This window comes from Jezberella sp. (assembly GCF_964834465.1).
Genome location: NZ_CBAZRM010000021.1, coordinates 1 through 21,394, shown reverse-complemented (window position 1 = coordinate 21,394; position 21,394 = coordinate 1). Strand labels below are relative to the sequence as shown.

General features: G+C 53.4%; 16 protein-coding genes and 1 tRNA gene. 11 read left to right on the top strand and 6 right to left on the bottom strand.

Going from position 1 to position 21,394, the window contains the following annotated elements:
- The first annotated feature begins 2 nt into the window (after nt 1-2).
- The 3 genes from ftsA (at nt 3) to lpxC (ending at nt 3,718) form a co-directional block, all read left to right on the top strand.
- Nucleotides 3-1,226, top strand: a complete 1,224-nt coding sequence (gene ftsA / locus AC1W8Y_RS14020; protein ID WP_482015116.1) for a cell division protein FtsA — start codon at nt 3-5, stop codon at nt 1,224-1,226.
- A 229-nt stretch (nt 1,227-1,455) separates the two neighbouring features.
- The gene (gene ftsZ / locus AC1W8Y_RS14015; protein ID WP_482015115.1) at nt 1,456-2,631 is read left to right on the top strand and encodes a cell division protein FtsZ; all 1,176 of its coding nucleotides are present in this window, start codon (nt 1,456-1,458) and stop codon (nt 2,629-2,631) included.
- 163 nt (nt 2,632-2,794) lie between these two features.
- Complete coding sequence (gene lpxC / locus AC1W8Y_RS14010; RefSeq protein WP_482015114.1) at nt 2,795-3,718, top strand: UDP-3-O-acyl-N-acetylglucosamine deacetylase; 924 nt, start codon at nt 2,795-2,797, stop codon at nt 3,716-3,718.
- A gap of 13 nt (nt 3,719-3,731) precedes the next feature.
- On the opposite strand, the gene AC1W8Y_RS14005 is transcribed toward lpxC, so the two are convergent.
- Entirely contained in the window at nt 3,732-4,211 is a 480-nt protein-coding gene (locus AC1W8Y_RS14005) for a DciA family protein (protein WP_482015113.1), read from the bottom strand.
- 38 nt (nt 4,212-4,249) lie between these two features.
- Here AC1W8Y_RS14005 and AC1W8Y_RS14000 point away from each other — a divergent pair, with 38 nt between their 5' ends.
- Genes AC1W8Y_RS14000 through AC1W8Y_RS13990 form a run of 3 tightly spaced genes read left to right on the top strand, consistent with a single transcriptional unit; the run spans nt 4,250 to nt 8,821 of the window.
- The gene (locus AC1W8Y_RS14000) at nt 4,250-4,870 is read left to right on the top strand and encodes a M23 family metallopeptidase (protein WP_482015112.1); all 621 of its coding nucleotides are present in this window, start codon (nt 4,250-4,252) and stop codon (nt 4,868-4,870) included.
- A 35-nt stretch (nt 4,871-4,905) separates the two neighbouring features.
- On the top strand, nt 4,906-7,665 hold the full coding sequence (gene secA, locus AC1W8Y_RS13995) for a preprotein translocase subunit SecA (RefSeq protein ID WP_482015111.1): 2,760 nt from the start codon (nt 4,906-4,908) through the stop codon (nt 7,663-7,665).
- Nucleotides 7,666-7,693: 28 nt separating this feature from the next.
- Nucleotides 7,694-8,821, top strand: a complete 1,128-nt coding sequence (locus tag AC1W8Y_RS13990) for a M20 family metallopeptidase (RefSeq protein WP_482015110.1) — start codon at nt 7,694-7,696, stop codon at nt 8,819-8,821.
- 69 nt (nt 8,822-8,890) lie between these two features.
- Here AC1W8Y_RS13990 and AC1W8Y_RS13985 read toward each other — a convergent pair whose 3' ends face one another.
- On the bottom strand, nt 8,891-10,576 hold the full coding sequence (locus tag AC1W8Y_RS13985) for an N-acyl-D-amino-acid deacylase family protein (protein WP_482015109.1): 1,686 nt from the start codon (nt 10,574-10,576) through the stop codon (nt 8,891-8,893).
- A gap of 123 nt (nt 10,577-10,699) precedes the next feature.
- Between AC1W8Y_RS13985 and ydiK the strand changes: the two genes are divergently transcribed.
- Nucleotides 10,700-11,761, top strand: coding sequence for an AI-2E family transporter YdiK (gene ydiK / locus AC1W8Y_RS13980; RefSeq protein ID WP_482015108.1), 1,062 nt, complete (start codon nt 10,700-10,702; stop codon nt 11,759-11,761).
- Nucleotides 11,762-11,775: 14 nt separating this feature from the next.
- On the opposite strand, the gene mgtE is transcribed toward ydiK, so the two are convergent.
- From mgtE to AC1W8Y_RS13965, 3 genes are all read right to left on the bottom strand, one after another.
- Nucleotides 11,776-13,242, bottom strand: coding sequence for a magnesium transporter (mgtE, locus tag AC1W8Y_RS13975; protein WP_482015107.1), 1,467 nt, complete (start codon nt 13,240-13,242; stop codon nt 11,776-11,778).
- 4 nt (nt 13,243-13,246) lie between these two features.
- Nucleotides 13,247-14,443, bottom strand: a complete 1,197-nt coding sequence (locus tag AC1W8Y_RS13970) for a M20 aminoacylase family protein (RefSeq protein WP_482015106.1) — start codon at nt 14,441-14,443, stop codon at nt 13,247-13,249.
- A gap of 66 nt (nt 14,444-14,509) precedes the next feature.
- Entirely contained in the window at nt 14,510-15,355 is an 846-nt protein-coding gene (locus AC1W8Y_RS13965; RefSeq protein ID WP_482015105.1) for an inositol monophosphatase family protein, read from the bottom strand.
- A gap of 97 nt (nt 15,356-15,452) precedes the next feature.
- Between AC1W8Y_RS13965 and mnmC1 the strand changes: the two genes are divergently transcribed.
- The 4 genes from mnmC1 to AC1W8Y_RS13945 all read left to right on the top strand — a co-directional run bounded on the left by mnmC1 (nt 15,453) and on the right by AC1W8Y_RS13945 (nt 20,590).
- Complete coding sequence (gene mnmC1 / locus AC1W8Y_RS13960) at nt 15,453-17,027, top strand: FAD-dependent 5-carboxymethylaminomethyl-2-thiouridine(34) oxidoreductase MnmC1 (protein WP_482015104.1); 1,575 nt, start codon at nt 15,453-15,455, stop codon at nt 17,025-17,027.
- A gap of 44 nt (nt 17,028-17,071) precedes the next feature.
- Nucleotides 17,072-19,240, top strand: coding sequence for a glycoside hydrolase family 31 protein (locus tag AC1W8Y_RS13955; RefSeq protein WP_482015103.1), 2,169 nt, complete (start codon nt 17,072-17,074; stop codon nt 19,238-19,240).
- Entirely contained in the window at nt 19,237-20,478 is a 1,242-nt protein-coding gene (locus AC1W8Y_RS13950; protein WP_482015102.1) for an amidase, read from the top strand. The genes AC1W8Y_RS13955 and AC1W8Y_RS13950 overlap by 4 nt, the downstream gene beginning before the upstream one ends.
- A gap of 36 nt (nt 20,479-20,514) precedes the next feature.
- A tRNA-Lys gene (locus AC1W8Y_RS13945) sits at nt 20,515-20,590 on the top strand.
- Between the two features lie 414 nt (nt 20,591-21,004).
- On the opposite strand, the gene AC1W8Y_RS13940 is transcribed toward AC1W8Y_RS13945, so the two are convergent.
- Entirely contained in the window at nt 21,005-21,229 is a 225-nt protein-coding gene (locus AC1W8Y_RS13940) for a hypothetical protein (protein WP_482015101.1), read from the bottom strand.
- Between the last annotated feature and the right edge of the window lie 165 nt (nt 21,230-21,394).

Below are 21,394 nucleotides of genomic sequence, written 5' to 3'. Positions count from 1 at the left end.
TCATGACTCGTGATATCAAGGATCTGATCGTTGCTCTGGATATCGGTACCAGCAAAGTGGTTGCTGTCGTTGCTGAAATCTTACCCGAAGGGCGCTTCGAAGTGCTGGGTCTGGGGCAACACGAATCGCGCGGGATGCGCAAAGGCGTGGTGGTCAACATTGAGACGACCGTCAATTCGATTCAACGGGCGCTCGAGGAAGCCGAATTGATGGCTGATTGCAAAATCAGAGATGTCTACACAGGCATCGCGGGCAACCATATTCGAAGCTTCAACTCGAGCGGCATGGTGGCAGTGAAAGACAAAGAAGTCACCGCTGCCGATGTGTCTCGGGTGATAGAAACTGCCAAAGCGGTCAATATTCCCACGGACCAACAGGTCTTACATGTCTTGACGCAGGAGTTCATCGTCGACGGACAAGAAGACATTCGTGAGCCCATTGGGATGAGTGGCCTTCGGCTCGAAGTTAAAGTTCACATTGTGACGGGTGCCGTTAGTGCGGCGCAAAACATTGTCAAGTGTGTTCGTCGCTGTGGTCTTGAAGTGCAAGACCTTATTTTGCAACCACTTGCCTCCAGCATGGCATGTTTAACGGCAGATGAGAAAGAGCTTGGCGTTGTCCTGATTGACATCGGTGGCGGTACAACTGATGTTGCCATCTATACAGCGGGGGCAATACGTCATACAGCCGTACTACCCATCGCTGGCGACCAAATTACCAGTGATATCGCCGCTATGTTACGTACCCCGACGCCTGACGCGGAAGATATTAAGCTTCGTCATGGTTTGGCAAAACAAGTGTTGGCTAGCCCCGAGGAAAGCATCGAAGTACCGGGGCTGGGCGATCGCGAGCCACGTCAGGTAAAGCGGATGGCGCTGGGTGCCGTCATCGAACCTCGTGTTGAAGAGTTATTTAATTTGGTGCAACAGGTGATACGAGACTCTGGATACGAAGACTTGCTGTCGTCAGGGATTGTGCTGACGGGCGGTACGGCGTTGCTTCCCGGTATGGTGGAGATCGCCGAAGATGTGTTCTTAAAGCCCGTTCGCGTGGCGGTGCCTGACTACAACGGTAGCTTGGCCGATGTCATGCGCAACCCAAGATTTTCGACCGTGATGGGGTTGTTAGGCGAGGCGAGAATGCAACGGTTGCGCGGCAGAAAGGCCGCACCTACCGGGACATTCACCGGGATTTTGGCGCGGATGAAAGAATGGTTTGTGAATTAAATGAAAGGCGAGCTGTCTATGCGTATATTTGAGCAATTGATTTTCGCAGGGATCGTACATAATTAAAGCCGTAAGGCTTTAAACAGACCAATCAGTTCAACGATTGATCTGCTAGAGAGGCGTTTCAAACTCGGCGCGGACCCTGTCGGCGATAAGTTTGAAACGATTTCTAAAAAGTAGTTGGGGATTTTAGAAACCGTTTGCAAGTAAGACTTGAGGGAGTCAAAAAATGAAATTCGAGATGTTAGATAACGTAAGCAAAGGCACGATCATTAAGGTGGTCGGTGTCGGTGGCGCGGGTGGTAATGCCGTGTCGCATATGATTAGGTCCGGAGTGCAGGGTGTCGACTTTATTTGCTGCAACACTGACGCGCAAGCTCTGGCCGCTACGAACGCTCCTGTGCAAATCCGGTTAGGGCGAACCGGACTGGGCGCTGGTGCTAAGCCCGATCAAGGCAGGGCTGCTGCTGAAATGGCTCGCGAAGAGATTCGTGCGGCCCTCAATGGCGCCAATATGGTGTTCATTACCGCCGGGATGGGTGGCGGCACGGGCACCGGGGCTGCGCCGGTGGTTGCCGAGGTGGCGAAAGATCTCGGGATTTTGACGGTCGGTGTCGTCACCAAACCTTTCGAGTTTGAAGGCGGCAAGCGGATGAAAATGTCAGAAGACGGCATTGAGTCACTGTCAAGTCATGTTCATTCGCTCATCGTGGTGTTGAACGAAAACCTCTACGAATTGATGGATGACGATGCGACGCAGTCTGACTGTTTCAAAGCAGCAGATGACGTCTTGCACAATGCCTGCGCTGGTATCGCTGAAATCATCAACGTCGAAGGTAACGTTAACGTTGACTTCGAAGACGTTAAAACCATTATGGGCGAGCCAGGTCAAGCAATGATGGGCACTGCGATTGCGAGTGGCGAAGATCGTGCCATGAAAGCAGCCATTCAGGCAGTGGCCTGCCCGTTGCTCGAAGGCGTCGATCTCAATGGTGCACGTGGCGTGCTCGTCAATATCACCGCAACCAAGTCTCTCAGAATGAAAGAAACACGCGTCATCATGGAGCACATCAAGAGCTTCGCCGCTGAAGATGCCACCGTTATCTTTGGCACAGCCTACGACGAAGCCATGGGCGATGATATCCGTGTGACAGTGGTGGCGACAGGGTTGGGTCGAGCAGTGAAACGTCCCATGTTGGTGAGCACACAGCAAGTTGAGCAAGTTGAAATGCAACGGACTGGTACGGACAACATGCCAGTGTCGGGTAGCAACTTAAACGAACTGAAAGCACCGACCGTGATTCGTAATCCACGCACTCAAGCATCTGCTCAGGTTCGGGCGCTCGAAACTTCAGGGATGGATCACTATGACATCCCCGCTTTCCTGCGACGCCAAGCTGACTGATCGCTAAGTCAACTCCCTCTAGCGAGGGGGGCCCAATCACTGGGTAACCCCCTTGCGGGCGTGCATTCGAGGCATCCCCAGCTTCGAGTGCGCGCTATCTTGTGCGATCCCCGTCATATCAGCCAAAAAGTGTACAATCTAGGGGCTTTCACTAAATCAAACTATGTTCAAACAGCGAACGATCAAAAATCTCGTCAAAACGACTGGGGTAGGCCTGCATTCTGGCCTGCGGGTCGAGCTTACCTTGCGTCCGGCCGCGCCGAACACGGGGATTGTGTTTCACCGCTTGGATTTGCCTGAGGTCGTTGATTTCCCCGCTGTCGCTAGCATGGTGAGTGACACACGGATGGCGTCAGTTTTGCAAGTTGGGCAGGCGCGAGTATCGACCGTCGAGCATTTAATGTCTGCGCTAGCCGGCTTGGGGATTGATAATCTTCACATCGATCTGACTGCTGAAGAAGTCCCTATCATGGATGGTAGTGCAGCGACGTTTGTTTACCTGTTGCGTTCGGCAGGTATCGAAGAGCAAGCCAGCGCGAAAAAGTTTCTTAAAGTGACCAAACCCGTCGAAATTCGTGAACACGACGGCAAACAAGAAAAGTGGGCAAGGCTTGAGCCGCACGACGGCTTTGCGTTGTCATTTTCTATTGACTTCCGTCATCCCGCCATCGATTCAACCTCTAACTTTGCTGAAATTGATTTCGCGACAGATTCTTACATCAAAGAAATTGCCCGCGCACGCACTTTTGGTTTTGTTAATGAGGTAGAGGCCTTGCGATCGATGGGCTTAGCCCGCGGTGGTAGCCTGGATAATGCCATCGTGATGGATGAGTATCGAGTGCTGAACAGCGATGGCTTGCGGTATGACGACGAATTCGTCAAACATAAAATCTTGGATGCTGTTGGCGACCTCTACCTGATCGGCATGCCCTTGATGGCTAAATACGTTGCCTGCCGTTCAGGCCATGCCATCAATAACCAGTTATGCCGAGCGTTGTTGGCACAACCCGACGCGTTTGAGGTGGTGAGCTTTGCATCGCAAAGTGATGCGCCTGCTGCCTTTCGCCAAGAATGGAAGTTTGCGTAACGACATCTGGCGTTCATTTGGTCTCTCGATGATGCGCCAGCAGGCGTGCCACCGAATCAGCCAACGGGCCTGGCGCAATCGTTTTGAGCAGTGCCTCGAAAGCCTCTAAATCACTGGCTTGAAGTACTCGTGCTTCGCGTGGTGGCTTGACTGGGATGTTTAGATCTACGGCCCCTTGTACCTTCAATTTGATTTCGGTAAAGTTCCATCCTCGTTGATTCAAGTGGGTTGTGACACGCGGTGCGATTTGGCGAAACTTAGCCGCGAAAGCTGCGCTCGCCACGGTCAGTGTCAGCGTTGACGAATCAATTTTGATGACGTCAAAGGCGCCCCGCATGGCTGGGGGTGATGCCTCATCAATGGCTCGTTTCAATTTCAGGTGTAATTGCGCCGTTGCTAGTACATTGCCGTATTGGCCGTGGTGGTCAAGCCAGCCGATAGGGTGAGCACCGTTTGCGTGCCCAAAGGATGAAGAGGGTTTTGAACTTGCCATGTCGAATACGATACCAGACTGGTGGCTGGATTGCCTCGATGAGCTTGGCAATATTTTTCGGTTACCTCATCGGTGTCCACAGCCCCTCAGAGCGAAGTCGTCACGACACCCTCTCTGCCTCACCTAATCAGCGTTTACCAAACATCAGTCTGGCGCCAAAGCCTCATTTGCTACCACTGCCAATTGATTATTCTGTTGCCTCAGTGCTAGGCTGGCCATTGATGTCTTATCGGCGCTTGAGTTCAGTCTACGGTTGGCGAGTCGATCCGTTCTCAGGTCAGATGACCCACCATGAGGGGCTGGATTTCAGCGCAAATGCAGGGGCTCAGATACATGCCGCTTCCTGCGGGGTTGTTAAGACGGCTGGCTATCACTCAAGCTATGGCTTCCTTGTCGATATTGATCATGGCGCAGGTTTGATGACCCGGTACGCCCACGCCCGTTCACTGCTGGTGAAAGAGGGGCAAATGGTGTCGCAAGGCGAGGTGATTGGTCATGTGGGTTCGACGGGGGCCTCAACCGGCCCACATTTGCACTTTGAAGTGCGTCGACGCAAGCGATCAGTAGATCCAACCCCATTTTTAACCGGCAAGCTGCTGCAACCCCCCATCTCTGCAAGCGCATCGATTGAGGCAACCGAGTACGTCAGCGTGCGTTAAACTGCGAATCTACGTTCAATCTAGGCCTTATTCGCATGCTTTCCCTGCTTAAAAAACTAATCGGCACTCGAAATGACCGCTTGCTCAAGCAATATCGTCGGCAAGTCGCCCAAATCAACGCCCTTGAGCCGCAAATGCAAGCGTTGTCCGACGACGCATTGCGCGCGAGCACACAAAGCTTTAAGGATCGTTTGGCAAAAGGTGAGACGCTTGATGACCTTCTGCCCGAAGCATTTGCCGTGGTACGAGAGGCCGGCAAACGGGTCTTCGGGATGCGTCATTTTGACGTTCAGTTGATTGGTGGCATGGTTTTGCATCAAGGCAAAATTGCCGAGATGCGTACCGGAGAAGGCAAGACGCTGATGGCGACTTTGCCGGTTTACCTCAACGCCTTAAGTGGCAGAGGGGTGCATGTGGTGACCGTCAATGACTACCTCGCTCGTCGCGATGCAGAGTGGATGGGGCGGCTCTATGGGTATCTCGGGTTAAGCGTTGGTGTCGTCGTGCCGCAGCAGGATAATGCCGAAAAAATCGCAGCCTACGCTGCCGATATTACCTACGGGACCAATAACGAATTCGGGTTCGACTACTTGCGCGACAACATGGAGTATCGCGTTGAGGATCGTCGTCAGCGCTCGCTCGTGTTCGCCATTGTCGATGAGGTTGATTCAATCTTGATTGACGAAGCCCGAACGCCTTTGATTATTTCAGGGCAAGCGGAAGATCACACCGAAGTCTATCTTCGAATGAACGCTGTGCCAGAGTTGCTGACCCGCATGGCCAGTGAACCCAAACCACAAGAGCCAGAACCTGCGGGTGATTATTGGGTTGACGAAAAAAATCAGCAAGTTTATATCTCTGAAGCAGGGCATGAAAAATCAGAGACGATCCTTGGCAATCTGGGTTTGTTGCCACAAGGGCAGTCACTCTATGAGCCTCGCAACATTTCGCTCATGCACCACTTGATGGCATCATTGAGAGCACACAGCCTGTTTCATCGCGATCAGCACTACGTGGTGCAAGACGGTGAGGTCGTGATTGTCGACGAATTTACCGGTCGTCTGATGACAGGGCGTCGCTGGTCTGATGGTTTGCATCAAGCGGTAGAGGCCAAAGAAGGCGTCAAGATTCAATTTGAGAATCAAACGCTGGCGTCGATCACGTTTCAGAACTTTTTCCGTATGTACGAGAAACTGGCTGGCATGACGGGGACGGCAGATACCGAAGCCTATGAATTTCAAGAGATCTATAACCTTGAAACCGTCATTGTCCCCACCAATCGCAGCATGGTTCGGGTAGATCAGAACGATCAAATCTATAAAACGACCTCAGAAAAATATAACGCCATCATTGCTGATATCAAAGATTGCAAAGAGCGTGGTCAACCTGTTCTGGTCGGTACCACAAGTATCGAGAACTCAGAACTCTTGTCGGGATTGCTGCATAGCGCGGGTGTAGCGCATGAAGTGCTCAATGCGAAGCAACATGCCCGTGAAGCAGAAATCGTTGCACAGGCGGGTAAGCCAGGTCACATCACGATCGCAACCAACATGGCTGGCCGTGGAACAGACATTGTGCTAGGTGGCAGCATCGAGCGCCTGATTGAACAAGTCCGCGCTGATGTCGATTTATCAGACGACGCAAAGACTGCGAAAATTGCGGCTATTCGAGCTGAATGGCAGCCCTTGAACAGTCGGGTCAAAGCGGCTGGTGGCCTGCGCATCGTGGGCACCGAACGCCACGAATCACGCCGTATTGACAATCAGTTGCGAGGCCGTGCAGGTCGCCAAGGTGACCCCGGCTCATCGAGGTTTTACTTGTCTCTCGAAGACCCGTTGATGCGGATTTTTGCGGGCGACCGAGTGCGAGCCATCATGGATCGACTCAAGTTGCCAGAGGGTGAGCCCATCGAGGCAGGCATGGTCAGTCGTTCAATTGAAACGGCGCAACGTAAAGTCGAAGGGCGCAACTTTGACATTCGTAAGCAGTTGCTTGAGTACGATGATGTCGCCAATGATCAGCGTAAAGTCCTTTATGCCCAGCGTAACGACGTGCTCGATTCACCGTCGATCGCGGACACCATTGATAGTTTATTGCAGGGTTGTTTTGGCGAACTCGTCAACCGCTATGTCCCTTCTGGCTCGCTTGAAGAGCAGTGGGATTTGGCAGGGTTGCAATTGGCATTAGAAGGTGACTGGCAGTTGCATGTGCCGCTGTTGAAGATGCTGGAAGAGTCTAAGTCGATGTCGGATGAGGATGTCCTTGACACTGTGCTTGAGTTTGCTCGGCAAGCCTATCAGCACAAAGCTGATTTGGTTGGGCCTGATTCGTGGTCTCATTTCGAGCGATCCATCATGCTGCAAGTGATTGATTCGCAATGGCGCGAACACCTTTCGTCGTTGGATCATCTGCGCCAAGGTATCCATTTACGTGGATACGCACAAAAGAACCCCAAGCAAGAATACAAACGTGAGGCGTTTGAGTTGTTCTCCGATATGTTAGACCGTGTGCGCGACGATGTCATGAAAATCCTCATGACAGTCCGCGTACAGTCACAAGAGGAAGTTGCGCAGGCAGAGCAAGATGCGGCCAATTTGGCTCATTCGCAAAATGTGCAGTTTCAGCATGCTGACTACCTAGACCCAGACACCCGCGAAGAACCCGCTGATCGTGGCGCGCAAGGGGCGGGTGCAGTCACCCAAGTACGCAATGTGTTGCCCAAAGTTGGTCGTAACGATGCGTGCCCTTGTGGTAGCGGTAAGAAGTACAAGCACTGCCACGGGCAAATTCAGTAAGTCGATCTTCCAGAACAAGGGGCACAAGATGTTGGATAACGCACAGAACCTGGTTGCCGATATCTCAAGATGGATCGCGTGTGAATCTCCTTCAAACGACGTGTCAGCGCTGCACCGTATGGCAGCGATTGCGGCCACACAGGCTCGCGAGGCGGGATTGTCGGTTGAACTGTCGTCGATTGGTGAAAAAAAGCTACCTCTGTTGCTGGTTAGTAATCGAGCTCAGGGTGATGCAAGACCAGGCATTTTGGTGTTGGCGCATCTGGACACTGTCCACCCCGTCGGGACGATCACTGAGCTGAACAAGCTTCGCATCGAGGGTGATCGTCTTTATGGGCCAGGCAGCTACGACATGAAGGCGGGTGCCTATCTGGCGTTGACCGCCCTTTGCGAACATGCCGCTGCAGCATCCTCATGCCTGCCCGTCGATTATCTGATGGTGCCCGACGAAGAAGTGGGTAGTCACGATTCACGACCTTTTATTGAAAAGTACGCGTCGCGAGCTAAGTACACACTCGTTGCCGAACCCGCGCGTGCAGACGGGGGCAAGTGTGTCACCGCCCGAAAAGGGACAGGCATGGTCAAGCTTTGCGTCATGGGCTGCCAAGCTCACGCCGGCGTCAATCACGACAAAGGGCGCAGCGCCATTAAAGAAATGGCTCACCAAGTGTTGGCTGTTGAAGCCTTGACGGATTACCAGCGAGGCATTACCGTCAGTGTTGGCAAAATCGCAGGTGGTACGGCAACTAACACCGTACCGGGTGTCTGTGAGGCAATGATTGATTTTAGAATCCCGGATGCCTTAGCAGGCGAAGAGATTCTGGCTAAATTCAACGCGCTCAAAGCCATCGGGCCGGACGTAAGCCTCCAGGTTGAGGTAGAACTCAATCGGCCTCCGATGGTTAAAACCTTGCAGTCTGCTGCGCTACTGGCGAAGATTCAAGATCAAGCGACAGCAGCCGGCTTTTCGCTCGAAGAGGCGCCCATGACAGGGGGCGGCAGCGATGCGAACTTTACCTCTGCGATGGGTATCCCCTCGATTGATGGGTTGGGCGCAGATGGTGACGGTGCCCACACGCTATCAGAGTACATTTTGATTTCAACCTTGCCTGCCCGGTTGCAGTTCTGGCGCAATACCTTCAGCAACCTGGACTAACCCAAGCAATCATCAACCTCAGTAAGTTGCACGGTGGTCAGGTGGCTCACATGAGGACAGATTGTCAGTTCAATTAAACGTATCCAACACGTGTCCTGGGCCTGCATCCATGTCAACGTAGTTCTCACCGTCATGCACCAAGCAGCCGTTGACCCAAACCCCATGAACGCCTGCTGGTGATCTGACTTTTCTTGACCCGCCGCCCGGTAAGTCGGTTCGATTCTCTAGTTTTGACATACCCACTGTCGCAGGATCAAAGAGCAGCATATCCGCAGGAGAACCCTCAAGTAATCTGCCTCGATCAGGGATGCGAAAGCGGTTTGCTGGGTCGCTGGTCAAGCGGCGTATACCTTCGGCTAGCGTGAAGTGGCCTGTTTCTCGTACCCAATGAGATAAAAAATGCAGACCAAAGGCTGCGTCACACATGTAAATGAGGTGCGCGCCTGCGTCAGACAGGGTAATCACGCTGGCCGGGTGTTTCAGCAGCGGAGCGACGCCTTCATCAATGTGGTTATAGAACTTGCCAATAAAGTGTGTTTTCAAGTCTTCTTTTATCGCAATATCAAAAAATACATCCAAGGGGTCTTGACCGGAGGTAGTGGCGATCTCATGTATCGACAGACCTTCGAGCTGTTGGATTTCTGGATGTACCCCTTCACCGACTTCGATATAGCGCCAGTCGCCAAGAAATAGGATGCCCTTTTTGGGCTGAGCGAGGGTAGCCCTTAGCTGATTTCGGAAGGCGGCCGTCCCATAAATGGTTTTGATCGCCTCAGGTGTTTGTCCGTTGATGGCGTCAAAGGCAGAATGACTCAGCAGCGGGTATGGCTCTTCAAGCGTAAAATCGAAAGAGAGCGGCTGGCAGCTCGTGAGCATGAACAGCTCGTTTCCTCTGGCTTGGGCTTGCGAACACCGTTCGTAATAACTGAGACCTTGCTCAGGTGTGGCCGGGTTGTACATGCTCAGCACGGTAGAGATGTAGGCCGGACGCTTGGTATCGTGAGCAATTTTTTCCATGACATCCGGGTTTGCGCGGGCACCCGTGGCCATCATAAAGACACCCTTGTTTTTTTGACCCAAGACCTCCGTCAAGGCGTAGAGCTCTTCTTCGGTTGCAATGGTAGAAGGCATGGGTCGCCCACCAAAACCACTGTGATTGGGGGAAAAGGACGAAGCGAAACCAATAGCACCTGCGTCCATTGCCTCACCGACAAGTCGCCGCATGGCGTCTAATTGCTCGGGTGTTGGGATGTGTTTTTCGCTGGCATCTTCGCCCATGACCGCAGTACGAATCACGGAATGACCTGCGAACACGGCCGTGTTCAGGTAGGGTTTTGTCGCACGCAGCTGATCCATATAGTCTGCAAAGGATTCGAAATTCCATTTGATCCCAGCTCGCAGTGCTTCTAGATCCATGCCTTCAACGACCGACAGATTCTTGATCATGGTCTCTCGCAAATCGGCTGGACAAGGGGCAATCCCGAAGCCACAATTGCCCATGACTGCGGTGGTCACGCCGAGCGCGGGAGATGGTGACATCGTTCTATCCCAGGTGACTTGTGCGTCAAAGTGCGTGTGCAAATCCACAATCCCTGGCATGAGCGATAAGCCGTTGGCGTCAAGTTCGTGAGGCGCTGTGTCGGTGATCGTACCGATTGTCTTGACGACCCCTTGCGCGACGCCGACATCGGCGGTTCTGGGTGGATTGCCCAATCCATCAAAGACTTGCGCCTGACGGATAATGAAGTCGTACATATTGTCCCCTCAAGAAAAGGTACTGCTTGTGACAAGTCGTTATTTTTTCTTCGACTATAACGCGATGGCGTACGTCTTATAATCCGACCCAAAGCAGTCTCAATCCATACTCACTAGGCAGCGATGCAGAATAATCTCACTCGAAACACCCTGGCCGTCGCATCCATTTTTGGGCTGCTGGCTTTGTCTATTTGGGTATTGAAGCCGTTCTTGGCGGCAACCGTCTGGGCGGGCATGATTGTCGTGTCGACATGGCCAACGTTGATTGCACTAGAGCGCGTGTTCGGTGGACGACGCGCACCAGCAGTCGCGGTAATGACTGTGGCGATGTTACTGTTGCTGGTGATGCCGTTGTGGTGGGCGATCAGTACGATCGTCAAAAATTCAGATGACATTATTGCAGTGAGTACACATCTTGCTGCTGGCGGCTTGCCAGAGACGCCAGAGTGGCTAAAAACGATCCCGTTTATCGGTGAAAAGCTCGTCAGTGCCTGGGCCGATCTGGTTGCCGGCGGGGCAGAAGGTCTAACCGAACATGTGGCGCCTTATGCTGCGCAAACGGGCAAATGGATTTTGTCGCAATTCGGTGGTTTGGGCGGTATTTTGATTCAGTTTCTGCTGGTCATTGGGATTGCAGCGATTTTTTACGCGACGGGCGAAGATGCGGCGGTATTACTTAGAAAGCTCGGGCGTCGATTGGGCCATGCCCGAGGTGAAAAGGTCATGATCCTTGCAGGGCAGGCCATTCGAGGGGTTGCCTTGGGGGTCGGGGTAACGGCAATAGCGCAGACAACGCTAGGCGGCCTTGGCTTGGTGGTCGCTGGTGTCCCTTTCGCGGGGGTTTTGTCAGCCGTCATGCTGATGCTTTGTATTGCGCAAGCAGGGCCGTCGCTCGTTTTGCTACCCGTGGTTGGTTGGATGTACTGGCAAGGCAACAGCACGTGGGCAACGGTTTTACTGATCTGGAGTTTGTTTGTTGCCAGCCTGGACAACATCCTGCGACCGATGTTGATCAAACGCGGGGCAGATCTGCCCTTGCTACTTATCTTGGTTGGTGTGCTCGGTGGCTTGCTTACTTTTGGTTTGATTGGGATTTTTGTGGGCCCCGTTGCACTCGCCGTCACTTATACCTTGATGCAATCATGGCTGGATGAAGAAGACTCGGAAGAGACGGACGGGGCGTAACCCTGTCGTTGCAGTCAGATCAGAAAAATCGTTGCAAGGCCCAGGAAGATCAGAAATCCCAGTGAGTCTGTGGCAAACGTCAACAGCACGGACGAGCCCAGCGCAGGGTCTTTACCAAAGCGAGCACGTGTCATCGGTACCAGCACGCCCACGCAGGCACCAATCAGCATATTGCCGATCATTGCTGCCATCATGACCAGGGCGATGGGTAGTGATCTTGATATCGCCCAAGCGAAGCCTGCCGCAACCAGACTACCCAGCAGGCCGACGAGAAACGTGACGATTAATTCACGTTTGATCAAGGCCCAGAGATTCTGCGCGTTGACCCGACCCACAGCAAGTGCTCTGATAATCAACGTCATGGTTTGATTGCCCGAATTACCACCGATACCCGCGACGATCGACATCAGAAACGCCAACATGACGATTGTGCTCACCGTTTCTTCAAAGCGTGACGCAACAAAAGACGCGATTGAAGCGGTGCCAAGATTAAGCATCAACCAAGGGGCGCGGTTGCGCAAGGCCATGGCAATCGGCGCGAAGATATCCTCTTCTTGCATACCCGCCCGAGACAGGGCTTGCTCGTCAGAGTCTTCCCGAATGACGTCCACCACCTCACCAATCGTGACACGACCAATCAAGCGGCCAATCTCATCAATCACTGGCGCAGAGATCAAGTCGTAGCGTTCAAACGCATTGGCGGCGTCAGAGTCTGTATCCAAGGGGCTCAAGGACAAATAATCGGTGCCCATGACCTCCCGAACATCGATTTCAGGCTCGTTAACCAGCAAGGCTGACAAGGATAACGTGCCCAGCAATTTGTCCTGACGATCCACCACGAAAATTTGATCAGTGTGATCAGGTAGTTCGGGTAATCGTCGCAAATAACGAAGCACGACCTCAAGCGACACATCTTCTCTGACCCGCACCATCTCAAAATCCATGATGCCACCGACACTGTCGTCGGGGTAGCCCATGGCTTCGATCAATCGAGCACGTTCTTCGACCGTTAAGCCTTTTTGCACCTCGGCCACGATATCGGGGGGCAGATCAGGTGCCAAATCGGCCAACTCGTCCGCGTCCATTTCACTGGTCGCGGCCATGATGTCCTGGCGATTCATGGCCTCGAGCAGAGACTCTCTCACCCAGTCACTGACTTCGAGCAAGACTTCGGCGTCGAAAGCTGCAGACACCAAGCGCCAGATCATCTGCCGCTCTGTTTTAGGCAACGACTCTAGGATAAAAGCGATATCCGCGGGGTGAAGCGAATTGACAAAGCCTTGCAGTTCAGCTTCGTGCTGACGCTGCAGCAGGTTCTCGACCAGATCGGCTCTATCTCCTCCCTCGGCTTGGCGATGGACGAGGTTTTCGATGACCTCATGTCGATGCAAAACCTCTTGTACGCGCGCAAGTGCCTGCTGGGCGTCTTCGGGGTCTAGACGGCGCAGGGTCACGGGCGAGTCAGTCGAGGGATGTGTCATCAAATCACTGTTGCGCCATCCATTCTTGCGCGAGCGTTACCCAATAGGTAGCACCCAGTGGCAACAATTCGTCGTTGAAATCGTAGGATCCGTTGTGCAGTGTGCAGGGCCCTAGGCCATGGCCAGCCAAACGGTGATCGCCCATCCCGTTGCCAATGAAAACATAGCAGCCTGGTACTTCTTGCAACATGAACGCGAAGTCTTCGGCGCCCATGGTGGGCTGCACCGAGTCATTGACGTTTTCAGCACCGACGATGCTTCTCATGACGTTGGCAGCAAAGGCTGTTTCTTTTGGGTGATTGATGGTGGGGGGATACGTACGATCAAAGACGAAATCTGCTTCACAACCCATCGCAATTGCCGTGTTTTCAACGATCTCTTTCATGCGGCGTTCAATCAAGTCGAGCGTCTCGATCGTAAAGGTGCGCACCGTGCCTCGCATGATGGTTTCGTTGGCAATGACATTGTCTGCGCTACCACCATGGATCTGTGTGATGCTGAGCACAGCAGCGTCAAGCGGGTTTCTGTTGCGAGTGACAATTGTTTGCAGAGACTGTGCCATCTGAACTGTCGCCATCAGCGGGTCCGCACCCAAATGAGGAAGCGCGGCATGCGCGCCTTTACCTTTTACGGTAATTTCAAATCGATTGCTTGACCCCATCATGGGGCCGGGCGTCACCCCAAACGTGCCGACCTTCGTGTTTGGCCAGTTGTGCATGCCAAAGACGGCCTCCATGGGGAACATGGTAAACAGACCATCATCGATCATGCGCTTAGCACCCGCGTAGCCCTCTTCAGCAGGTTGAAAAATGACATAAACGGTACCTGCAAAATCGTTATGCTCAGCTAAGTAGCGTGCAGCATTCAAGAGCATGGCGGTATGGCCGTCGTGACCGCAGCCGTGCATCTTGCCCTCGTGGGTACTGGCGTGCGGAAAAGTGTTGATTTCTTGCATGGGTAAAGCATCCATGTCGGCACGCAGGCCAATTGCGCGCGAACCTTCCCGCTTGCCCTTAATGATGCCAACCACCCCGGTGCCACCCAAGCCGCGGTGAATGGGGACCCCCCATTTCTCAAGGGATTTTGCCACCACATCTGCTGTGCGATGTTCTTCGTAGGCTAGCTCAGGATGGGCGTGAATATCGCGGCGAATGGCTTGGATTTCAGACTGCCAATGCAAAAAAGGCTCAAGAAGTTTCATGGGAGTGACTCAAATTTGGAAGATTTCTACATTATCGACTAATTGAGCCGATTTTCAACTCAAACCCTATCTCAGTGACAGGGGATCGAGATAGGGCTTAACCATGTCAAATAATTTGGGTTGTATCGCTGAGTTTCCGGACACGACGTTGCCGTCAAGCGGCCAAGGGTGCTTTCCACGCAGATCCTCGACGATGCCGCCTGCTTCACGCACAAGCAGGGTGCCAGCAGCCACGTCCCAGGGGGCCAGTCCCATTTCCCAGTAACCGTCGAAGCGGCCGCAAGCGACCCAGGCCAGATCCAACGCAGCGGCCCCGTTGCGGCGAACCCCGCGCGTCTGGTGGATCGCGTCTTTTAAGGCTGGCATGTATTCATCGGTGAATGAGTAATCTCTGAAGGGCAAGCCAGTCCCGAGCAAGGCTTGACTGTATTCAGTCGTGGTCGAGCAATGGATGGCCTGACCATTTAGCTGAGCACCGTGGCCATGGATGGCAGTAAACATCTCGTCCCGACAGGGGTCGTACACCACGGCCACGATCGGCGTGTCGACAACGAGGGGTTGATTGCTCTGATCTGACCATCCTGCGTGGCCAATCAGACCAATGGATACCGCGTACTGAGGGATGCCGTGCAGGTAGTTTGTCGTGCCATCCAAGGGGTCAATGTACCAAGTCGCGCTGCCGCTCGGCCTGCCGCCAGTCTCTTCTGCGACAATGCCGTATGCGGGTGTGCCGGCTTTCAGCACTGACAAACAGGCTTGTTCGGCGAGCCGATCCGCTTGAGAAACCAGGTCGTTTCTGCCTTTGTGGTCAATCACCAATTCAGTTCGACGTTTTGCGTAGGATTGCAGCACGGCGGCTGCCGCGCGAGCCGCGTCAATGGCAGTGCTCAGGGCTTGGTTTAACTGGGTCATGAAAGTTTTATCCGGAAGGTCGTCATCGGGCATTGAGGATGATGAGTTTACGCTGTTGAGTGAAATGAGGATGTCGAGTGAATTTGACCGCTAAACGATGACAAACCAATTTCAAAGGTTGAAATGGGTATGGGCGGGTCTGCCGAGCTTCACGCTGGTTGATCTTGCGATCAACGGCGAGCGCTTGACGAGCGTGGTCAACGCATGGCGCAGCGACTTGGCACGCCCGGCACGTTTGCACTTGGTCGGCTGGGTGAGTCATGTAGGTACTCTCAGCACCGAATTGTCGACGTTGGGATCACGTGTCCCGCCAGCTTTGCCTGGCGTTCATCTGATCGACGTTGATGCGAGAGGCGTCAGCCTGACCTTATTTGTGGGGGTACGTGTTTCGTCGGTCACCCAGTTGCGCGGCCATGTGGATGCGGTTTGGCTCGACCAGCGATTGGTCACGGACCTTGGGGCCGTAGAGTCGTTGCTCAAACGCAATCGGTTCGACGATGACACTTGGCTGGCTGAGCGGTGCAGGTCATCGATGGCTGCGTCTCGAACACCGTTAAAAAGTGTCATCGTGATCGGCGGGGGCTTGGCCGGAACCACCATTTCACGTGCTCTCGCGTTGCGGGGTTGGCAAGTCAGCCTACTGGATGCTGATGGCCTGACTGAACCTTCCCGTCACCTAGGGCATCACAGCGCAGCCATTACGCCGCAGATTTCGACCGATGACGACCAGCGGGCGCGTTTGTCTCGTGCGGGGCTGTTACGCGCCGCAGCGCAGTGGCAAACGGTACCCGCCAGTATTGCAAACTGGTGCGGATCGATTCAACTCGAAAGGTTGGAAGGCGGTCGTGTTGTTGACCTGCAAGACCAAGCTCAGACACTGGGGTTTGACCCCGCCTGGGTGCGCTATGTAGGTCGTGTTGAGGCGAGTGAGTTAGCAGGTACACCGGTGAACCGAGGGGGGTTGTATTTTCCGATGTCGTGTCAAGTGCAGCCAAATGAACTGGTTCAATGGCTGACCGAGACGAGTGGGTTGAAAGTCAGCAAGACAAACGTGGTTCGCATTGAATATGCGAACGAGCAGTGGCATGCCTACAGTGAGTTAAGCAACATGCCAGCGGCCTCTGCGACCAAAGTTATATTAGCCAATAGTGGCGGCACAAAGGCTTTACTGGCAAGAAGCGGGCTGTTGCCAAAGGGCAGTCGGTTGCAGGGATTGCACGCGCTCGGGGGTGAAATCTCTTTGCTGCCAGCCGCTGCATTAGGTGGCGGGCCTGACTTGATCGTCGGGGGCGATGGTTACGTCTTGCCAGCGGTTCAAGGGGTTTGTGTCTCTGGTGCCACCTACGTTCACGCGCCAGACCGGGTTGAGACGACCACCGCTGGACGGCGTCGCAACCTTGAACGAGCTTCAGATTTGTTGGGTTTGCCCTTGCTTAGTCAATCTCAGGAGGCCGATCAATTACCCGGTTGGGCAGGGCTCAGAGCAGTGCTGCCGGGGCGTTTTCCGGCCATTGGCCCGATGAGCAATGCCCCCGGATTGTGGGTGGCAACGGCATTTGCATCGCGTGGCTTGACGTGGTCTGCGCTTGCCGCCGATCTGATTGTGGCCGCTTTTGAGGGCGAGCCGATACCGCTTGAAAACGACCTGATGAAAGAAGTGAGTCCGAATTAAGCATAATTGCTACAATATGATGAGAATTAGCAAATTAAGCAAACATGCACCTCGACTCGCTCAAACTCTCTGATACGTTGCCGGCCAAAGTCGGTTTTGATCTGGGTAGTGGATTAAAACTCGTTGTCGAACCGCATGCACCTGGCGTGTTTCGTGTTCGTGTGGGTAAACCTGAATCCGTTGTAGGCGACATATTGCCTGGCACGCGGGCGAAAGTGCATGCTGATTATTTGCTTGCACGGCCCGAAGCGATTGGAGAAATGCTGGTTGAACCACTCGAAGGTTCCCCGACGGGCTGGCGACTGACGCAAGGTGATTTCAGTCTTGATCTCGCCAGTAAACCATTCTCTCTGTCCTTGAAACGTCAAGGCAATCCCGTGCTGACATTGGCAGCGGCAGGGGTTCAGTATGCAGACCAGACGTGGTTCTTCGGATTTGAACTGAGCCCGCAAGAAAAAGTCTTTGGGCTTGGTGAGTCAGAGGGCGATCTGGATAGACGGATGGAAGTCATCGTCTCTGATGAGCCTACCCACCGTGCCTTGCCACTCGCGTGGGGGATTTCAGGCTGGGGTGTTTACGTCAACACCTTAAATCGTGTTGAACATGACTTAGGCGTTGAGACTGCGAATACCTACCAGTTGGCGGTCAATGACGAAACGCTTGACCTGTTCCTGTTCGCAGGCGAGCCGACAGAGATTTTGAATCAATACACGCAATTAACCGGACGGGCAGGTCAGCCTGTGCTCTGGTCGATGGGTGTATGGCTTGAACAAGATGCCAGCCAGACGGCAACCCAAACAGCAGAGACCATCGTCGAGTTTCGTCAAAAGAAGTTGTCGGTCGATGGGGTGTTGATGTTGCCCCCCGCGGCTTGGGCGTACCAGGATTCGAAGTTGATCCCTGAATGGGATGCGTTGCGCTTTCCGGATGCGAAGCAAGTATTGGATCTCTTTGCAAAACGCGCTATTCATCTGTGTTTGCATACGATCCCAGCGGTGCCCGCTGGCAGTGTTTTATTTGAAGAGCTGGAGGATCGTGGCTGGTTATTGTTGAAAGACAGTGGGCAAGCCCATGTCTTCGAGGGCAATGCCATTACCGCAGGGCAATCCTTTGGATTACTCGACCTGACCCATAAAGATGTATACAACGCGTGGTCTGAGCGCCATCGCCATCTCGCCGAGGAAGGCGTCGGTGCCACAGCGTGTGACGTGCAGTTTGACTTCCCCGACGACATCACAGCAAGGGGTGGTGAGAGCGGTGCCGTTCTGCGTGCGCTGTATCCGGCCCTCGCAAGGCGAGCGCTGTTTGAGGCCGCGGCTGGCCAGAAAGTGCCGCCCGAAGGCGTCGTGTTCAGCAATGACCTCTTCCCAGCCTCGCAGCGATTACTTTGGCAGCATGCCCCTCGCGTGGCCAATGATTGGTCGGGCTTACAACATACGTTGCGCACGGCTTTATCCGTGGGCGCAAGTGGTATCCCTGTGCAGTTTCATTCGATTGGTAATGCTCAAGCTGATCTGGGTCAGATGACGCCTGAGCTTTACCTACGTTGGCTCGGGATGGCCGTGTTGTCGAGCAACTTCTGTTTTCAAGGGATCAAAGGCTTAACACCGACCTCGTTGGATGAACAGACACAAGCGCTTGTTCAAGGCTGGTTGCAGTTGCGCTACCGACTTATCCCCTATGTATTAGGGGCGATTGAAGATGCGGCGCGCACTGGCTTGCCTGTTCAAAGATCCATGCCTCTCTCGTTTCCGGCCGATGATGAGGCGCATCGCTGGGATACCCAGTATTTGTTGGGTCCTGCGCTCTTGGTGGCACCCGCCATGAAGCCTGGCCGTGAGATTCAAGTGTACTTGCCCAAAGGTGAAGCCTGGTGGGATTTAAACACGGGATGGCGTTATGAAGGCGGTAGCACCCTGACCATGGATTGCGGTCTTGATACGCTGCCTGTTTTTGGCCGCGAGGGGCATATGCTATGCCTCGGCCCGACCGCTCAGCATACGGGTGAGTTCAACTCTGCCCGCATTCTTGATGAAGTGTGGATGTTCGGCATGCCCATTCATAATCCAGTCGTGATGCGCAACAAAATTCGGGTGATGCAGATGCAAGGATCCAGCTACATCAAAGGCCTTGAAGGCTTGAGAATTCTTCCCTCTGAAGGCCTCGAGGTCAAGCGCCGTGGGGCTGAAGTCCGTATTTCGCGAGCACGATGATGTTGGATTCTTCACGAGAAAGTTTAGAAAGATACTTGGCCAGAATTGCCGAGCGCGATCAACAAGTCAAAGCCTTCGTCTGGCACGATGCAGATTATGTCCGAGAGCAGTACGATCGTTTGTCTGCGAATACTAAAAACTTGCCACTCTATGGTATCCCGGTTGCCGTCAAAGACATCATCGATACGGTTGACATGCCGACCGAATACGGTTCTAAAGCATTTGCTGGCAATCGACCCAAAGCTGATGCGGGTGTCGTTGCTCGATTGAGAACGGCAGGCGCCATTGTGATGGGTAAAACAGTGACGACAGAGTTCGCGCATATTCACGCTGGGCCAACTGTCAATCCACACAATTTCGCGCACACCCCAGGTGGGTCATCAAGTGGCTCTTGCGCGGCGGTTGCGGATGGGATGGTGCCGTTGGCGTTTGGAACTCAGACGGGTGGTTCAACGATTAGACCGTCGGCGTTTTGCGGTATCGTTGGATTTAAACCGACGTATGGCATGATCCCGTTGACAGGGGTCAATCCATTTTCAACCAGCTTGGATACGATTGGTATTCACGCAAAAGAGGTCGCCGATGCGGCGGTGATGTATTCGGTGCTGCGCGGTCAAACGATGCCGCCGATCCAGCAAAGCTACGATCTGAGGATTGGCTGGTTTCCTGGTCCGTATGCAGATCGCGCGGGCGCGGATGCGCAGCAGGCACTGAAGCTGGCAAGATCTACGTTGCTCAAACGTTCAGGCATAGACTTCGTCAATCTTGAGTTGCCCGCACAAGACTTCATTGATTTGACCGAAGGCAACAACGTGATTGCAGCTTATGAGGCTGCTCAGTATCATCGTTACGTTTATGCACGGGCCGCTGATGTGATGGGCGAGGCAACGCGCGCCATCATTGAAAAGGGGATGAGTATCCCTGAGGCCGAATACAAGGCACAGCTCGATCACATGACAAAGTGCCGCGTCAAATTTGCGCAAGCCCTAGAACAGGTAGATGCGGTGTTGACTTTCAGCGCGACGGGTCAAGCACCACTGCTTGCACAGGGGACTGGCGACTCAGTCTTTAATCGTGCCTGGACAAGTTTGGGCACACCTTGTATCAACCTGCCTTTGACCAAAGGCGATCTCGGCTTACCGCTCGGCGTGCAGTTGGTGAGTGCGGTGGGTCGTGATTTCCGGTTGTTACAAATCGCCCAGCAAATCGAGAAGATGTTTCCGCGTCAGTCGAGTTGACACGGACACTAAAAATAAGTCATAATATCTGGCTTGGGGTCGGTAGCTCAGTCGGTAGAGCAGCGGACTTTTAATCCGTTGGTCGCGAGTTCGAGTCTCGCCCGACCCACCAAGTAAAAACAAAGGTCTCAGAGGATAAACGCCCTGAGACTTTTTGTTTTTGCGGCTCTAGGTTATTTTCCCTTGTATTTGTGCGGCTTTCAGGCGGTTTTGAATATCCGATTTTTAGAGGCTTATTTTCCGTGTAACCCCTATGTAACCGGATTCGGAAAATGAAAGGCTGTCGGTGTCAGTGCTAATGCTGCTTATGGGTTTGTTTCTGGGAAGGGGGGCTTAGTTCGGAAATAATGCCTTTGACGGTTTTGCCGAGAGATACGCGCGCGCGTAAGCGGTGTTGTTTGTTACCTCGGGTAACACCTCTGGGTAACAAACTAGTCGACGTGAAACAGTCAACCAGTCAACCAGTCAACCAGTCAACCAGTCAACCAAGTTTAGTTGACAGGATGGTTGACCAAACAGGCCACGCTTAACTCGCCCGATTCATTGGCTTGCGGCCTCTTGGTACAGTGATAACGGCACCCGCGACAGGATGACAGCCACCTATCCGATAACGGGTCAGGTATGCGTCGGTTCGTTTAACGTCTACTTGTCCGGCAACCAAGAATACCCAGCCACGCTTAACCCACTTGGTCACAGCGACACGGCTAACCCCGAGCCGACGAGAGTATTCCGCCATTGTGCAAAATTCCATAGCAACCCCTTATATAGTTAATGACTATTAAGTATTGTTTTGTAATAGCTTTTTTAGTCAACCTAATTTCAACTATGCATAGCTAGTTGAATATCACGGTGCGCAATGCCCTCGATGAGATACCCTCTGGGGAAGGACCCATCGACTCAAATAGCACCATGGCAC